Raw genomic sequence first — 13,517 nt, 5'->3', positions numbered from 1 at the left:
ATCACTTGGACACGCATGGCGGGCTCGGCAAGCATTGCGCCGCTCGCTTGCCCTCCAGGGCCGGCAGCGGCGCCCTGAGCCGATCATCATCCGGATCCATTCGCAGGGCACAGGCCTGTGCGTGGCGAGCACCCACGTCACAACCGTTCTCAGCCATTACCTGCGATAGATTGAACCAACCAATGGCGAAGCCCGGGTCGAGACGAACACTGCGCCGTAACGATTCCTCAGCCGCAGCCTTTTCTCCAGCCGCATACTGACTGTTCGCCAAAGCAAACTGCGTGAGCGCCGAGTTCCAACGCTTCGCGCCGGCTTCGTACGCCGCCCGAGCCGCGCGCAATTGCCCAACCTCTTCCAGATCGCTGGCACTGCGAAGCCAGACAGTTTCTTGCGCAGTTTGTGGTATCCGCTGTGGCTGCAAAGTAAGTACGGCCCAGCGCTCCGCCTTGCGCCACGAGCGCTCGAACTCGTGAAAACTCACCACCAAACGCTTGGTAGTGCCAGACCTAAGCACAATTTCCTGATCTGCAAGGTCATAGCCCACCACCACGGCAAAATGCCATTGAGGCCAACGATCGAAAGCGAGGTTCTGTAGAACCAGAACCGGGTTGCCCGCAGCGACTTCGGCAAGAAGATCACTGAGACTAGGCTGCAGCGGATATACAAGAAGCCCAGCAGAACGGGCGGCAGCAACCATCTCCACCTGCAAGCTGCCTTTGCGCTTGGGAATGTAGACCTGCTCTACAAGCGCTTCCGGCGTTACTTCGATGTCACGCTGCACGAGCATGGTTGCCAATGCAGCGGGTCCGCATTGGTAGTCTTCCTGCGGGTAGAACGGAACGTCCACCAACTCGGCTCTTGTCGGGAGCTGAGCATGATCGACAAGCGTAACCGTCGTTCGCGCACAGCCCCCGAGCAGACCGATCAGGAGCAGTATGAGTAGCCGCTGGCTCAACGATTGATGCAGTTGACGAAGTTGAAGATGTTAGTGGCGCAGAGCATATCCGTGATGATGAAGATCACTAGGAACAGCACGATCACGCCGACAACGCCTGCCCCTGCGGGGGCCTGATCAAGTTGCTGATTGAACTGGGCCAGTTCCGCTGCCGTCAGGCCGTTGATGCGCTTTTCAACCTGATCACGTTCGACGCCCATCGCTTCCAGCTTCTTTTGCACATCCTGATCATCCAGCATCGTCAGCAACTGTTGCCGATCGACCTGCTGCTGATGTTCAGCAACAACCTCAGGCGTGCCGATCATCGCAGCTTGCGCCAGCGGAACTTGAGCTACCAGAAGCAAGTGCAGAGCAGCTAGCACCGTAGCGACACGCTTGAGTAGGGGGGAATTGAACATAGCGGAACTCCTAATTTTTCTTGCAGCCAGGGGATTGCAAAGCGCCATCAGCCATTAAGACGAGCCAACGCCGCTTCGGTTCCCATCCACAGCTGTTTTTTCCAACTGGCATGGAGGCCTATCGGCATGCCCGTATCTTTGATAGTAGTTGCGCTCCGACAAACCAGACGAAAAAGGAGACGCTGTGCAGCGCATCAAACGAGCCCTACCAATTGCCATAGCCTCGGCCGCATTTGTACTGACAGGCTGTCAAACGACTTCTACAGCACCGTCAAACAGCAGCCCGACTGAGTCAGTCGGACGGTGCAACGCCGATGCCGTGGCAAGCTTGACGGGCCAAACCGTCACGCCAGAAATACTTGAACGAGCAAGGGAGCAATCCGGGGCAATCACCGCGCGGGTCCTGCGGCCCGACGATATAGTCACGCTGGAATACAAACTCGCAGAGACTGAATATCTATACCGACAAGGATATGACCATAGAGCGCATCGGCTGCGGCTAATACGGCATGCGTGATACCGCTCAGCAAGCATGGCCTGCTGAGCGGCATCTGCGTCGGTGCATGACAGGGCCGCGCTACTGGGCAACAGCCTTGCGCATATGGAACTGAGATGCCGAAATCTGCTTGGGCGGGGTGAGCAAGAAGTACAGTTTGTAGCGATTGATCACGACTTGCGCCAACAACGGAGCCGCCGTACCGATCAGCGTTCCGATAATCAGATGCGCTGTGATTGAATCAATACCGAGGAATTTGCTGAGTATTACCCGCACCCCGCTACCGGCGGGGAGCAACGTACTTTGGCCTCGATGCTCACCTTGAATGAAGCGCTTCATGGGTGACCCTTGCGATGGAATCGCCCGAAAGCATAGCAAGGGTTCGATCAGACGTTTTTACACACTCTGGGCCGGTAGCTGCCAGTCGTGACCGGCTGCAATTGCCCGAAGCCTTCGTGGTGGTGTTGTCCTTCGCTCGCTGGCATCAATTGAATCCCGTGACTACAAGGGCATTGCAGATGGATCTAGGTTTCGTTCCTCTACGCTGCAACAGGTTGTCTCGATAGGTACCGAACCGCACCATGCCGCTATTCCGCAGACTCCCTTAGTCAACGTGGAGCCACAATCGCCTATGCCCAGCTTACTGATTTCTAAAAACAGCGAGCCACTGCCCATTCCAGAGACAGACGGCTACGACGTGCTACCACAGTTTCCGAAGCAAAGCCCCCTACCGTTTCGGCGCACCATTCGGCGACAAGAGCTGAGACAGATCATCCCTCTGTCCGAAACGACCATCTACGAGATGGAGCGTCGTGGCGAGTTCCCTAGACGCTTTAACCTGACACCGCGTTGCGTCGTATGGGACTTAGCTGAGGTGGAGGCCTGGATCGAGGAGCGCAAGCAGGCGCCTCGTAAAGACATCAGTTGCCCGGATGTCCGCCTACGGAAAACCCGCCCGGTTCGGTCGAGCTCAGATTAGGTATGCGGCCGATGCAGGCCTCAGCCAACTAGAGCTTCCAGCTCCGTAGAAGTCGAGCGAGGTAGACGCCGACTTTCCTTCGCCAGATTGACCTGCAAAGCCACTTGAGCCACTTCCAGTACATCTCTGGCCAGCGAATAGCTGCCCCTGGCCTGCAACCAGGTCAGCACATCCGCCAGGTGCCAGATCGACGCACTGCCCTCGTGCACCGGTGCGGGGAAGCTGCCCGGATTGGCCAGCATCAGCTTGCGCATGTTTTGTCGCGATACCCCAACCATTTCGGCCACGTCGGTTAGACCGACCAGATCAGGGGCGACCTCGATCAACCTAGCTGAGGGCACTGCATGGCGCACATCGGCCAGTGCACTGCGCACAGCCGCATCCGCACTCTCCGCCTCTCGAGTGAACTCCAGCGCCAGCCGACCCGGCTGGCCGATGCCGACCAGGGCATCGTCGCAGCCCGCTTCGCCAAGGCGCTCGACCAGAATATCCGGGGTACGGTCATTGTCGGCGAGCTGGTATTTCAGGGTGAATGTGTATTCCATCGTGCTACTCCTCTGCATCGTCGGCAGTATCCTGCTGCTTACGATGCGTGGTGCAGTTGTCCACCACGCGGCGTAAGGCGCGTGCTTGGTTGCTGGGGTTCTTCGGCGTACTCCACACGCTGGTGATGCAGAACTCGCCGCAGCGACATTCCTCGTCGTTATAGGGACAGTAGATCCGCCCCCAGGCGTGACTGCCGCCAACTTCGATGCGCCACCCCTGCCCTTCGGCATGTTTAAGCGCTTCTTCGATCTCTTTCTTCGGATGTGAAGGACGGGCCATGGATAGTCTCCAGTATTCGTATGATTCGACAGGTTGTCAACTGACAACCTGCCCATTCCTTTATACGGCTGCACTCAATACCGGCACGGACACATTGTCCGGCAACAGCTTCGGCAGGTGAGTCCGACCATCGATCCAGGCATCAACCATGTCTGCCCACTCTTGCAACATGTGGCGCCGCTGCTCCGCGTACTCGGCCTTGTTGTAGACCGAGCGCGAGGAACGCCCGTCCTCATGCGCCAGGCACTTCTCAATCCAGTCACCGTTGAACCCCACTTCGTTGAGTAGCGTAGAGCCAGTCCTGCGCAGGTCGTGCACCGTAAACGGCTCCAGCGGCAACCCCGCCTCCTTGGCCCGCGATGCGATCAGTTGCGTGATTCGGTTCAAGGTCGCGTGCGACATGCAACGGTGGATGTCGTAGCGAGAGGGCAGGACAAACCTCGATCCTGCAGCACACGTATGCAGTGCCACGAAGATATCCAGAGCCTGGCGCGACAGGTGAACCACGTGGGGATTGCGTCCCTTCATACGCTGCTTGGAGATCGTCCACGTGGCGTTCTCAAAATCCACCTCATTCCAAGTAGCTTCGATCAGCTCGCTTTTACGCACCAAGGTCAGCAGTACCAGGCGCAAGGCCAATCGAATGGTGGGGTACGCCGCAATCGACTCCAACTGGTGAAAAGCCAGGCGAATCTCGGTCGGGGTCAGCGCTCGGTCTTTCGGCACGAAGGTGGCGATCGATGCGGCCTTAACACCGTCGGCCGGATTCTCCACTTTCTCACCGTGCAGGATTGCAAACGCAAAGACCTGCTTCACGATGTCGCGAACGTGAACGGCTGTGGCCGGCGCCCCGCGACCCTTCACCCTGGAGCAGAGCGCACGGAGATCGTCTGCGGTGATTTCGGTCAGGAGACGGTTCTCGAAGACCGGCAGGATGTCGCGATCAATGATGCTCTTGCGCATGGATCGCGTGCTGTCGGCCATACGCGCATCAGCCAGCCATCTCTTCAGCATCTCACCAAACGACTTGGCAGCAGTCAGACGCCGCTTGGCTCGCTGCTTTTCCAAGGAAGGAGATATGCCTTGAGCAACCATTCGCTTGGCATCCAGCAGCTTTTCGCGCGCCATGGCCAATGAAATCCCCGCTGGTCCATATCGTCCGATGGTCAGCGTTTCCCGGCGTCCGTTGAGACGGTAATCGTAGCGAAAGGTGACGGTACCGCCGGGCGATACCGTTACGTACATTCCGTCGCGATCGGAAGCCTTGTAGGGCTTGGCTTTGGGCTTGAGATTGCGCAGTGCAGTGTCGGTCAGCATCGAGGTTTTTCCTCCGGTTCATGACGGCTTTTACCGTCAAGGGCCAGGAGACCTGCTGATGCCGGGAAAGCCGTATGGCGCAAGCTTTCCGGAGGAGAGATTTACCGTCAAAGACCGGTTTGGTCTCGATAGTAAACGGGAGGGTCCGAATCCGGGCATCGGTTCTTACCGTTACCAGTACCGCCAAACCATCCCGCTGCCTGGCGATAGCTACCGATAGGTGCCGCGACGTATTTTATTATAAATCAACACGTTACAGCATCTTATCGATAGGTACCGATAATCCCCGAAGGACCTGATATCACTCCCACTCGATTGTAAACAAGCCCTTTTTATCCTTTATATTCAATGGCTTATTTTCCTGCCAAACGGTAATACCATGAAAAATACCACGCTCAGAAATTGCCGAATGAACCCGCAAAATAACATGGATTAAAAACCAGTTGCCTATGATTCCACCCTAAGGAAGGTGTGAACAAGCCCCCCTCATGAGACAATCGCCCGATCATCCACATCGAGGATCACCGAATGGATCAGCAGCTCACATTCGCTGACAGCGAGTTCAGCAACAAGCGCCGTCAGACCCGCAAGGAGAAGTTCCTGGGCCGAATGGACAAGCTGATTCCGTGGGCACGCCTCGAAGCGATTATTGAGCCTCACTATCCCAAAGCAGGCAACGGTCGCCGGCCATACCCGCTGGCCACCATGCTGCGGATTCACTGCATGCAGCAGTGGTACAACCTCAGTGACCCCGCCATGGAAGATGCGCTGTACGAGATAGCGTCCATGCGACTGTTCGCAGGCCTGTCACTGGACAGGGCAATTCCCGATCACTCCACCATTCTGAAGTTTCGTCACCTGCTGGAACGACACGGTCTTGCCCGTCAGATTTTCAACGAGATGAGTCAGTGGCTATCCGAGTCCGGCATCCTGCTCAAGGAAGGCTCGCTGATTGACGCGACCATCATCGAGGCCCCCAGCTCCACCAAGAACAAAGCCGGCGAGCGTGATCCCGAGATGCATCAGACGAAAAAAGGAAATCAGTGGCATTTCGGGATGAAAGCCCATATCGGCGTGGATGCCCGCACCGGTATCACTCATAGCTTCACAACAACGGCGGCACATGAGCACGATCTCAATCAGGCAGGCCAGGTGTTGCATGGTGAGGAAGCTTTCATCTTTGCTGACGCCGGCTACCGCGGGGCTGAAAAGCGCGCAGAGCTGAAGAATGTGCGGGCTGACTGGCACATCGCCGAGCAACCGGGGAAGTTAAAGACCCTGAAAAAGCACCCGCGCATCAACAAGCTCAGGATCCGGACTGAATACCTGAAAGCCAGCATGCGCGCGAAAGTAGAGCACCCGTTCCGCATCATTAAGTGTCAGTTCGGCTTTGTGAAAGCACGCTACCGAGGCCTGATGAAAAATGATGGCAAGCTGGCCATGCTGTTCGCGCTATCCAATGCCGTGCGTGTGGATCAGATGTTGAGAGCAAGGGGTTAATCCGTCCGCACTGCCTGAAAAGGCGGCTGAAGGCGGTTAAAACCAGGCAAATATAGCTATTTTTGCTTCCGGTCGCCGTCAAACTGGATTTTGGAGCGAAGGGTGATGGCTTGTTCACACCTTCCCTAACCTATATTCATATTTATTAATTATGAATACTTGGAGAGTAACATGGCAACGACAAGTCTCAGCCTGGGAGAGCACTGGGAAGCTTACATCAAACGGTGAATTGGCCGTGTTGGCAGGTTTCCTGCCCTATGCCGACGTGGTGGGTTTGCCCGACCCCTGGCCGCTTGCGGCCAGCACGACCCCACCGCCAGGGGTGAGCCGTGGCTGGCGGAAAATGCGTCTGCAATCGCGCTTATTTGTATTGCGCACAATTAAATTGCTTGATATATTTATTTGAACCACTCAAACAGGAGATGATTCATGAACACGCTCTATTCCACCAAAGTGACAGCCATCGGCGGCCGCAACGGCTCCGTCAACAGCGACGATGGCCTTCTGGATCTGCCGCTGGCCCTGCCGAAGGCGCTCGGCGGCAAGGGTGACGCCCCCAATCCGGAGCAGTTGTTCGCCGCGGGCTATGCCGCCTGCTTCGGGAACGCCGTGATCCATGTAACCCGCAACCAGGATGAGAGGGTCCGCGACGACGATATCGTGGTGGTGGGAACCGTCGGCATGGCGCCCAACGGTAGCGGCGGTTTCGGCCTGTCCGTGGCGCTCGACGTCACGATCAGCGGCGTCGACCAGGCGACGGCCGAGGCCATCGTCGAAGCGGCGCATCAGGTCTGCCCGTATTCCAACGCGGTGCGCGGCAACATCGATGTCGCCATCACCGTCAGCGCCGACTAGAGGGGGTGGCATGGATTGGTCTGATCAGGAGGATGACCTGCTCGATCTCGATCGGCAGGTCTGCTTTCCGCTCTATGCCGCATCCAATCTGCTGACCCGTCTCTATCGCCCGGTGCTGGCGGAGATTGGCTTGAGCTATCCCCAGTATCTGGTCATGCTGGTGCTGTGGAAACAGACGCCCCAGACCGTCGGATCGCTGGGCGATCGCCTCAACCTCGACAGCGGGACGCTCACGCCGCTCCTCAAACGGATGGAACTGGCGGGCCTGGTAACGCGCACCCGCGATGCCGAGGACGAGCGGCGGGTGCTGATCGAGCTCACCCCCGAGGGGCGCGCATTGCGCGAGGCCGCCCGCAATGTGCCGGCGACCCTTGCCGCCGGCCTCGACATGCAGCCCGATGACGTCATCGAACTGCGCACGCGGGTCCAGGCCCTGGTCGCGGCGCTGCGCGGACCGGCGCGTGCAAATGACCGTTAACCGACTTTCTCATAACCGACTTTCTCAGGAGACTCCCATGCTCAAGGTTCACCATCTCGGCGTTTCGCAATCGGATCGCATCGTCTGGCTCTGCGAGGAGCTTGAACTCTCTTATGAACTGGTCCGCTACGAGCGCGATCCGGTCACCCGGCTGGCGCCGCCGGAGTACAAGGCCCTGCATCCGTGCGGCACCGCCCCGGTCATCACCGACGGCGATCTGGTGCTTGCCGAATCCGGTGCCATCATCGACTACTTGGTGGCGCGTTACGGTGAAGGCCGGTTGACGCTCAAGGCGGACGATCCGGCATTCTCCCGCTATCTATACTGGTATCACTTCGCCAACGGCTCGCTGATGCCGAGCATGATGATGCTGATGGCCGAGGGCGCGATGGCGGAGACGATGCGGGCGCGGGCCGATCGCGGATTCAAGGCGCTCGACGACCATCTCGCCGAGGGGCACACCTGGCTTGCCGGCGATACGTTCACGGTCGCCGACATCATGACCGCGTTTCCGCTCACCACCATGCGCCAGTTCGTACCGCTCGACCTCGCGCCCTATCCGAACATTCTCGCCTATCTGCAACGCCTGGCCGCCCGGCCTGCCTTTCAGCGCGCCATGGCCAAGGCCGATCCGGATCTGGTGTTGAAACTCGATTAGAGCAATCTGAGCTCAAGCGCCTGTGGATTTGTTGCAACCCCATTTTTCTGGTTTCCACTCACTTCAACCATCAGTACTTTGGTTCGCGACATGATCGTTCAGGCTGAGGAACGCCAGCGCAATGCCCCAGGGATGCAGTACGCCGGAGCGGTGCTACAACACCTGGTGGGAGCCAAGCTTGATTGCGCTCTGGGAATAGGCAACTTTGAGCATAATAGCTTTTCCACTTCGGACGCACAGTCAGGGCGCGCCGGTGATTTCTTTATCGGAGATGTCGCATTGCACGTTACAACAGCTCCGGGTGAAGCCGTTATTGGTCGGTGCCGCGACAATATCGATGACGGTCACCGACCGATTATTGTCACTACATCGCGAGGCGTTTCAGCCGCAGAAGTCTTGGCTGAGAATGCTGGGTTAGGTGATCGTATAGACGTGTTTGAGGTTGAACAGTTCGTAGCTCTCAACTTGTACGAGTTGGGCAAGTTCGCAGCCGAAGGGCGACGCACAGCGGTCGGGGACGTTGTAACTCGATATAATGAAATTGTCGAAAACTTCGAAACAGACCCGAGCTTGAAAATCGAATTTAAGCAATAAGGTCCAAATAGCATGAAGGAGACGCCGGAGCAACGCAGCCGCACAATGCGAGCTGTTCGCTCTCGCGACACAAAGCCAGAATTGACTGTTCGGCGCTTCCTTCATGCCGCAGGGCTGCGTTACCTCCTGCATGACCGGCGCCTGCCTGGCTCGCCTGATTTGGTATTCCCGAAATACCGCACTGTGGTTTTCGTGCATGGCTGCTTTTGGCATCAGCACCCCAACTGCGCCGCTGCGTCTCGTCCTCAGACCAACACGGAGTATTGGTCACGGAAGCTAACTCGCAACGTCGAGCGTGACGAGCGCAATCGTGCCGAGCTGGAAGCGTCGGGATGGACTGTTCTTGTAATATGGGAATGCGAGATACGCAAACGGGATGCACTTGACCGACTGGCCAAGGCCATTCGGTCAAGTCGTGGGCGATAGGAAATCAGAGGATCAAATCTTCCTCGTTACTCGTTCTGTCTTAACGTTCATCATATTCTGTCGCCTGCCGGATAGTGGCTAACGCCTCCTGGAAGTCCTCCTGCGTCGCTCGACCAGTCTCGGCTTGGTAGTACAGGATCGTGAACATATTGGCGACCGCTTCCGCGACGGGTGAAATCTGCCGGGCGGTTTCCTGGTCGATGAACTTCAGGGCGGACAGCTTGGTCGCTGCCTGATGAATTGCTTGCTGAACTTCGATATTATGCGTGGCTGTCATGTGTCACCTCTCTGTCAGGTGGTATGTGGAAATGCGGGCCGGTGCACCATCACCGGCCCGTGTGCTTTTAAAGCCCGGTACTGGAAAACCCGGCAGCTTCTGAAAACGGGGTTTTCCCAGTTCCAACCACTGCATCATTGCTAATGCGTGTGCTGCTCGATGCTTCCACCCTACCAGTCGGGTTCGGGCGGTTCACAAAGGCTGCAATCTCCGCCTCAGCGTCTTTCTCTCCCTCGGTTGTTGGTTCGACAACCGGCACAAAAGCCGTCTCTGTGGGGGCTTCCTGGACCTCGTCGATCATATCCAGGGCAGCCATGAAATTACGTTGTGTCATCGTGGTATCTCCTTACGTGGCCTGTGGGCCTCGGTTCACAAAGCTGGCAACCTCTTCGTTACGCTCCTGCTGGCGTTCCTGGGCATACGAAACGTAGTCCCCAACGTCGAAGGTGTGCTTTTCCGGATCGCGTGCTTGCCACTCAGCGTGTGATTGGCGGGCCTTGTCCTGGTCCTCGCTGGACAGAGCATCAAAGCCGCCTGATTGGTTTACCCAGCCGCCGCTTCCACCGCTCAAGCTATCGCTATCGAACGACGGTGAAGCACTGTCCGCCCCGGCATTGCTATCGCCCTTCGGCTCCATGCTTTCGCGGATCGAGGACGCCAAACGACCGCCGGCAGTCTGGTTTACTTTGTCCTGAAACTTCCCAGCCATCTTGGACCCAGCCCCTTTAGCCAGCTCACCCGCCGTACCAGCCACCAAGGAAGCCGCCCTGCGAAAGCCACCACCTGAAGAGCCAGAGCTGCCAGACGGTGAAGAACTGGCAAAGCCCGCCGCCTGAGCAAACGGGGTATCACCTGTGCTCACATTATCGCTGCCCGTGTCGCCACTACCCCAGCCACCGCCGGTATCACCAGAGCCACCACCGCCGAAACTTGGCATGTCCCCCCCAGACATATTGGACTGTGCCTTGGTAAAGGCAGCCTTGATGGCACTCGCTCCACCAACGCTATTTGCCGCACCTCCCAGCATCGCCGCACCGGCCATTTTGGCCCCGGCCATTCCCATGCTTGCCGCTGTCATCGCAGCCCCCACGGCGGCCCCGGCACCAAAGGAGCCAACTCCCATAGAACCGACACTACCTCCTGTCACCAGGCCGGAAATCATTGGGGGAACCTTGTTTACCAGGAACAGCAAGACCAGGGATATAACGAACATGACGGCCAGCTCCTGGCTTGCCATGTTTTCCGCCCGCATTTGGCCGTGGTAATCAACAAGAAACTGCCTACCAATCGCAACGATCAGCACCATTGCCAACAACTGGGCCGCTAAACCAAGAATGGCTTTGTAGTAGTTGATGGCCATGTCTGAAGTCCAACGCGAACCGCCAAAGCCTAGGAAGAAAATTCCGGCATAAAGCAGTATCCAACTGGCTGCCAATAACAGCAGCAGATTGATGGAAATAAGTGCCAGAACCACCAACACGGCCAAAGCCATCAGCTCCATCATTAACGCGGTTGGAAACTGTCGCCAGCTCAGTTCCGAAGTGGCTTCAACAGTCTTATCGTAAAGCTCGAATCCCATATCCAGGATGCTCGATGGCCCAAGCGTGCTACTACCAAGCCCCCCGGCTTCGGCCCCGAGTTGCTGCAATGAAGCGATGATGGTTCCGGCGATATTCATTCCCTGTGTAGCATTGGAAAGCAGCCACCAGAAAAAGCCGGTGAACATGATAAAGCGGACAAGCTCGGCAAAGAACTCGCCAATGTCGGCCTTGCGCAGCGCCATCATGCCGAACGTCCAGACCATCGAGATAACAACGAGGGTCCAAAACAACCGAGTGGCAGCGGCTTCAATGGCTGGTCCCCATGTTGATGCAGCGGCGTGAAAGCGGTCCAGCACATCATCCATGATGTTAGTGCTGGACAGTTCCTGGGCCATTGCCGTATCGGACAGCATGACGGCGGCCATCACAGCCAATCCGCCAAAGACAAATCGTTTCATGATGCCCTCCCTCAATATCTGTCGGGGGAGCTGGGTTTGAACTCCCATTCACCCATTTGCTGAGCTTTTTGGAAAGATTCGCACTCGGCAGCAAACGCCTGGCGTTTCGCCTCGCTGCTGATCTCGGAAAGGGCCTGTTGATAGGCATCGCCGGTGCAGGTCGCCTTATTGGGTTCCGGTGGTGTGTCCTCACACCCAGCCAACAAAACAGCAGTGACGGCCAGCATAAGGAAAATTGCTCTTTTCATGCTATGTCCTCCTTAGTAGCGATCTGCTGAGCTGGGTTGGTATTCCCAAGTACGAAGCTGCTTTTCTCGTGCCTCCCCTCTGGCACTGTCATCCAGTTCAGACGCCAGGCGTGTCGCTTCGGCATTCTGCTGAGCAATTAGCAAACTGCGGATTTGCAGGAGCTGGTTGGCTTGGTTGCTGGCGAGCTGGTTGGCGTAGCCAATGGCGGCCAGTTGGCCGTCTGCACCTTGAGCGGCAGATTGCAGGCGTGTGAGCTGACGGGCATCGGCTTCCAAGTTGTCTTGCTGCTGCTCCAGGCCCTTAAACAGTGCGTCGTTGGCCCGCTTCTGGGATTCGGACGCCAAGCGGCGGTTTTCTTCCATCGCGGCCCGCTCGGCATCGCTGCACCCTGTAGACGAGAAGCAAGGCGATCCACGGTAATAGGCCACGTCCTGGAACTTGCCTAAGTAAGCATCGAGGCTGCCAAGCTGGTTCTGGTAGTAGGCAAGCGTGTTGGTCGCCTGGTTCAGATCGTTGATGGTGCGCTGCGCTTGGTCCCAAATGTGGGCCGCCGGGGCCATCGTGTTTTGCAGTTGGTTTTCGTACTGCTGCAACTGCGTTTGGTACTGCTGAATTTGCTTGGCCGTCTGCGCAACGGCTTCCAGGGCTGACATGATGTTTTGCGTCAGGTTGGTGCCGTCGATGACAGGGATGCCCGCTTGTACAGGCTGTACCAGGGTGATGAGAATCGAGGTTGCCAAGGCAACCGGTAGGATTGGAATTTTAGCCGCTAAAATTTTCTTCTTTCGCATGGTCAATACCTCTCGATGAGTAAATGAACGCTTGTGATACAAGCGTTAAAGTCATCGAGAAGCTGCCGAAGCAGCTAATCGGTAATTGACCAGCCCGATGCCGAAAGGCGGCCTTTTTTCTGTGGAATCACGGCATCAATCTCAAACTTACTTTGCTGGGGTCTTGGCTTTTTCGCTTAATCCAACTTCTCGACCAATGACATCCAGCTCAAGCGGTTGCACTGCCGCTGCCAGTATTTCCCGTATTTCCGCATCAGTGCTCCTGTCGTTAAGCGCCGCACGCACTTTTAGCGCCCGGTGAACTTCGGGAGGCAAATTACGGACAAGTACATTCGCCATGTTAATACCTTCTTGATGCACTAGCTACTAATGATATCAAAGATAGCATAAACAACAACCATGTTTTCTACCCACCTCACAAATCGGCGGTAGCCGGTAGCCTCGCAGAGCAGGATTACCCGTTGAGCGCCTCCGGGGCGAATAAGGGGAAGTGAAGATAGTTAATCGGCTCCGCCGGTTAGCTAACTTCACCTATCCTGCCCGCACCACAGCGTTGATTCTTGCGCGTACGGTATGTGCATTTCTGTGCAGTAACCTGTTTATTCCTGTGCAAACCGTTTTTTCCGAGCAAATCGACACTTACAGCGGTATGACAGCGCACTTATAGCGACTCGGCAGCGCTAAAATAGCGGTCTAGCAGCGTTTTGAGATGACTACTTT

The 13,517-nt window shown here is 56.9% G+C and carries 19 protein-coding genes and 1 pseudogene; 8 read left to right on the top strand and 12 right to left on the bottom strand.

What is annotated here, in order from left to right; translation table 11 throughout:
• Nucleotide 1: 1 nt before the first annotated feature.
• Together CW305_RS02655 and CW305_RS02650 are read right to left on the bottom strand one after the other, a co-directional pair.
• Nucleotides 2-955: a PA2778 family cysteine peptidase gene (locus tag CW305_RS02655; protein WP_104097040.1), complete on the bottom strand. Its 954-nt coding sequence runs from the start codon at nt 953-955 to the stop codon at nt 2-4.
• Nucleotides 952-1,353 (bottom strand): PA2779 family protein, encoded by a 402-nt coding sequence (locus tag CW305_RS02650; RefSeq protein ID WP_003298355.1) that lies wholly within the window; start codon nt 1,351-1,353, stop codon nt 952-954. The genes CW305_RS02655 and CW305_RS02650 overlap by 4 nt, the downstream gene beginning before the upstream one ends.
• Nucleotides 1,354-1,537: 184 nt before the next feature.
• Here CW305_RS02650 and CW305_RS23325 point away from each other — a divergent pair, with 184 nt between their 5' ends.
• Nucleotides 1,538-1,870 (top strand): I78 family peptidase inhibitor, encoded by a 333-nt coding sequence (locus tag CW305_RS23325; protein ID WP_342748735.1) that lies wholly within the window; start codon nt 1,538-1,540, stop codon nt 1,868-1,870.
• Nucleotides 1,871-1,930: 60 nt separating this feature from the next.
• On the opposite strand, the pseudogene CW305_RS02640 reads toward CW305_RS23325, so the two are convergent.
• Nucleotides 1,931-2,137: pseudogene (locus CW305_RS02640) on the bottom strand (acyltransferase family protein); the annotation flags it as partial.
• Between the two features lie 343 nt (nt 2,138-2,480).
• On the opposite strand from CW305_RS02640, the gene CW305_RS02635 reads away from it, so the two are divergent.
• Nucleotides 2,481-2,828, top strand: coding sequence for a helix-turn-helix transcriptional regulator (locus CW305_RS02635; protein WP_104097039.1), 348 nt, complete (start codon nt 2,481-2,483; stop codon nt 2,826-2,828).
• Nucleotides 2,829-2,848: 20 nt separating this feature from the next.
• Here CW305_RS02635 and CW305_RS02630 read toward each other — a convergent pair whose 3' ends face one another.
• From CW305_RS02630 to CW305_RS02620, 3 genes are read right to left on the bottom strand one after another with little or no spacing between them, the layout of a single operon-like run.
• The gene (locus CW305_RS02630) at nt 2,849-3,373 is read right to left on the bottom strand and encodes a helix-turn-helix transcriptional regulator (RefSeq protein ID WP_104097038.1); all 525 of its coding nucleotides are present in this window, start codon (nt 3,371-3,373) and stop codon (nt 2,849-2,851) included.
• Nucleotides 3,374-3,377: 4 nt separating this feature from the next.
• Nucleotides 3,378-3,653: a hypothetical protein gene (locus CW305_RS02625; protein WP_102847618.1), complete on the bottom strand. Its 276-nt coding sequence runs from the start codon at nt 3,651-3,653 to the stop codon at nt 3,378-3,380.
• 60 nt (nt 3,654-3,713) lie between these two features.
• Nucleotides 3,714-4,970 (bottom strand): tyrosine-type recombinase/integrase, encoded by a 1,257-nt coding sequence (locus CW305_RS02620; RefSeq protein WP_104097037.1) that lies wholly within the window; start codon nt 4,968-4,970, stop codon nt 3,714-3,716.
• Nucleotides 4,971-5,498: 528 nt separating this feature from the next.
• Here CW305_RS02620 and CW305_RS02615 point away from each other — a divergent pair.
• From CW305_RS02615 to CW305_RS02590, 6 genes are all read left to right on the top strand, one after another.
• Nucleotides 5,499-6,470, top strand: a complete 972-nt coding sequence (locus CW305_RS02615) for an IS5 family transposase (protein ID WP_104097036.1) — start codon at nt 5,499-5,501, stop codon at nt 6,468-6,470.
• Between the two features lie 429 nt (nt 6,471-6,899).
• Nucleotides 6,900-7,325, top strand: a complete 426-nt coding sequence (locus CW305_RS02610) for an organic hydroperoxide resistance protein (protein ID WP_104097035.1) — start codon at nt 6,900-6,902, stop codon at nt 7,323-7,325.
• A gap of 10 nt (nt 7,326-7,335) precedes the next feature.
• Nucleotides 7,336-7,803 (top strand): MarR family winged helix-turn-helix transcriptional regulator, encoded by a 468-nt coding sequence (locus CW305_RS02605; RefSeq protein WP_104097034.1) that lies wholly within the window; start codon nt 7,336-7,338, stop codon nt 7,801-7,803.
• 37 nt (nt 7,804-7,840) lie between these two features.
• Nucleotides 7,841-8,461: a glutathione S-transferase family protein gene (locus CW305_RS02600; RefSeq protein ID WP_104097033.1), complete on the top strand. Its 621-nt coding sequence runs from the start codon at nt 7,841-7,843 to the stop codon at nt 8,459-8,461.
• Between the two features lie 6 nt (nt 8,462-8,467).
• A complete protein-coding gene (locus tag CW305_RS02595; protein WP_341865950.1) occupies nt 8,468-9,055 on the top strand; it encodes a DUF4928 family protein in 588 nt (195 codons plus the stop codon).
• A 12-nt stretch (nt 9,056-9,067) separates the two neighbouring features.
• Nucleotides 9,068-9,481: a very short patch repair endonuclease gene (locus tag CW305_RS02590; protein ID WP_011785198.1), complete on the top strand. Its 414-nt coding sequence runs from the start codon at nt 9,068-9,070 to the stop codon at nt 9,479-9,481.
• Nucleotides 9,482-9,521: 40 nt separating this feature from the next.
• On the opposite strand, the gene CW305_RS02585 is transcribed toward CW305_RS02590, so the two are convergent.
• The 6 genes from CW305_RS02585 to CW305_RS02560 form a co-directional block, all read right to left on the bottom strand.
• Nucleotides 9,522-9,758 (bottom strand): type I toxin-antitoxin system ptaRNA1 family toxin, encoded by a 237-nt coding sequence (locus CW305_RS02585; RefSeq protein ID WP_011785199.1) that lies wholly within the window; start codon nt 9,756-9,758, stop codon nt 9,522-9,524.
• 67 nt (nt 9,759-9,825) lie between these two features.
• Entirely contained in the window at nt 9,826-10,092 is a 267-nt protein-coding gene (locus tag CW305_RS02580) for a hypothetical protein (RefSeq protein WP_011785200.1), read from the bottom strand.
• Between the two features lie 12 nt (nt 10,093-10,104).
• Complete coding sequence (gene trbL / locus CW305_RS02575; protein WP_011785201.1) at nt 10,105-11,757, bottom strand: P-type conjugative transfer protein TrbL; 1,653 nt, start codon at nt 11,755-11,757, stop codon at nt 10,105-10,107.
• A gap of 11 nt (nt 11,758-11,768) precedes the next feature.
• Nucleotides 11,769-12,005 (bottom strand): entry exclusion lipoprotein TrbK, encoded by a 237-nt coding sequence (gene trbK, locus CW305_RS02570; RefSeq protein ID WP_011785202.1) that lies wholly within the window; start codon nt 12,003-12,005, stop codon nt 11,769-11,771.
• Nucleotides 12,006-12,017: 12 nt separating this feature from the next.
• Nucleotides 12,018-12,797: a P-type conjugative transfer protein TrbJ gene (trbJ, locus tag CW305_RS02565; RefSeq protein ID WP_104097032.1), complete on the bottom strand. Its 780-nt coding sequence runs from the start codon at nt 12,795-12,797 to the stop codon at nt 12,018-12,020.
• Nucleotides 12,798-12,944: 147 nt separating this feature from the next.
• The gene (locus CW305_RS02560) at nt 12,945-13,136 is read right to left on the bottom strand and encodes a FitA-like ribbon-helix-helix domain-containing protein (RefSeq protein WP_011785205.1); all 192 of its coding nucleotides are present in this window, start codon (nt 13,134-13,136) and stop codon (nt 12,945-12,947) included.
• Between the last annotated feature and the right edge of the window lie 381 nt (nt 13,137-13,517).

This window comes from Stutzerimonas kunmingensis, from assembly GCF_002929225.1.
GTDB lineage: Bacteria > Pseudomonadota > Gammaproteobacteria > Pseudomonadales > Pseudomonadaceae > Stutzerimonas.
Note: the sequence above shows the minus strand (reverse complement) of the source record. Positions and strands in the feature narration are given on the sequence as shown.

Coding starts and splice junctions, on each gene's coding strand:
- CW305_RS02650 (WP_003298355.1), bottom strand. CDS start 1,353: ATGTTCAATTCCCCCCTACTCAAGCGTGTCGCTACGGTGCTAGCTGCT.
- CW305_RS02635 (WP_104097039.1), top strand. CDS start 2,481: ATGCCCAGCTTACTGATTTCTAAAAACAGCGAGCCACTGCCCATTCCA.
- CW305_RS02630 (WP_104097038.1), bottom strand. CDS start 3,373: ATGGAATACACATTCACCCTGAAATACCAGCTCGCCGACAATGACCGT.
- CW305_RS02625 (WP_102847618.1), bottom strand. CDS start 3,653: ATGGCCCGTCCTTCACATCCGAAGAAAGAGATCGAAGAAGCGCTTAAA.
- CW305_RS02620 (WP_104097037.1), bottom strand. CDS start 4,970: ATGCTGACCGACACTGCACTGCGCAATCTCAAGCCCAAAGCCAAGCCC.
- CW305_RS02615 (WP_104097036.1), top strand. CDS start 5,499: ATGGATCAGCAGCTCACATTCGCTGACAGCGAGTTCAGCAACAAGCGC.
- CW305_RS02610 (WP_104097035.1), top strand. CDS start 6,900: ATGAACACGCTCTATTCCACCAAAGTGACAGCCATCGGCGGCCGCAAC.
- CW305_RS02605 (WP_104097034.1), top strand. CDS start 7,336: ATGGATTGGTCTGATCAGGAGGATGACCTGCTCGATCTCGATCGGCAG.
- CW305_RS02600 (WP_104097033.1), top strand. CDS start 7,841: ATGCTCAAGGTTCACCATCTCGGCGTTTCGCAATCGGATCGCATCGTC.
- CW305_RS02590 (WP_011785198.1), top strand. CDS start 9,068: ATGAAGGAGACGCCGGAGCAACGCAGCCGCACAATGCGAGCTGTTCGC.
- CW305_RS02585 (WP_011785199.1), bottom strand. CDS start 9,758: ATGACAGCCACGCATAATATCGAAGTTCAGCAAGCAATTCATCAGGCA.
- CW305_RS02580 (WP_011785200.1), bottom strand. CDS start 10,092: ATGACACAACGTAATTTCATGGCTGCCCTGGATATGATCGACGAGGTC.
- trbL (WP_011785201.1), bottom strand. CDS start 11,757: ATGAAACGATTTGTCTTTGGCGGATTGGCTGTGATGGCCGCCGTCATG.
- trbK (WP_011785202.1), bottom strand. CDS start 12,005: ATGAAAAGAGCAATTTTCCTTATGCTGGCCGTCACTGCTGTTTTGTTG.
- trbJ (WP_104097032.1), bottom strand. CDS start 12,797: ATGCGAAAGAAGAAAATTTTAGCGGCTAAAATTCCAATCCTACCGGTT.
- CW305_RS02560 (WP_011785205.1), bottom strand. CDS start 13,136: ATGGCGAATGTACTTGTCCGTAATTTGCCTCCCGAAGTTCACCGGGCG.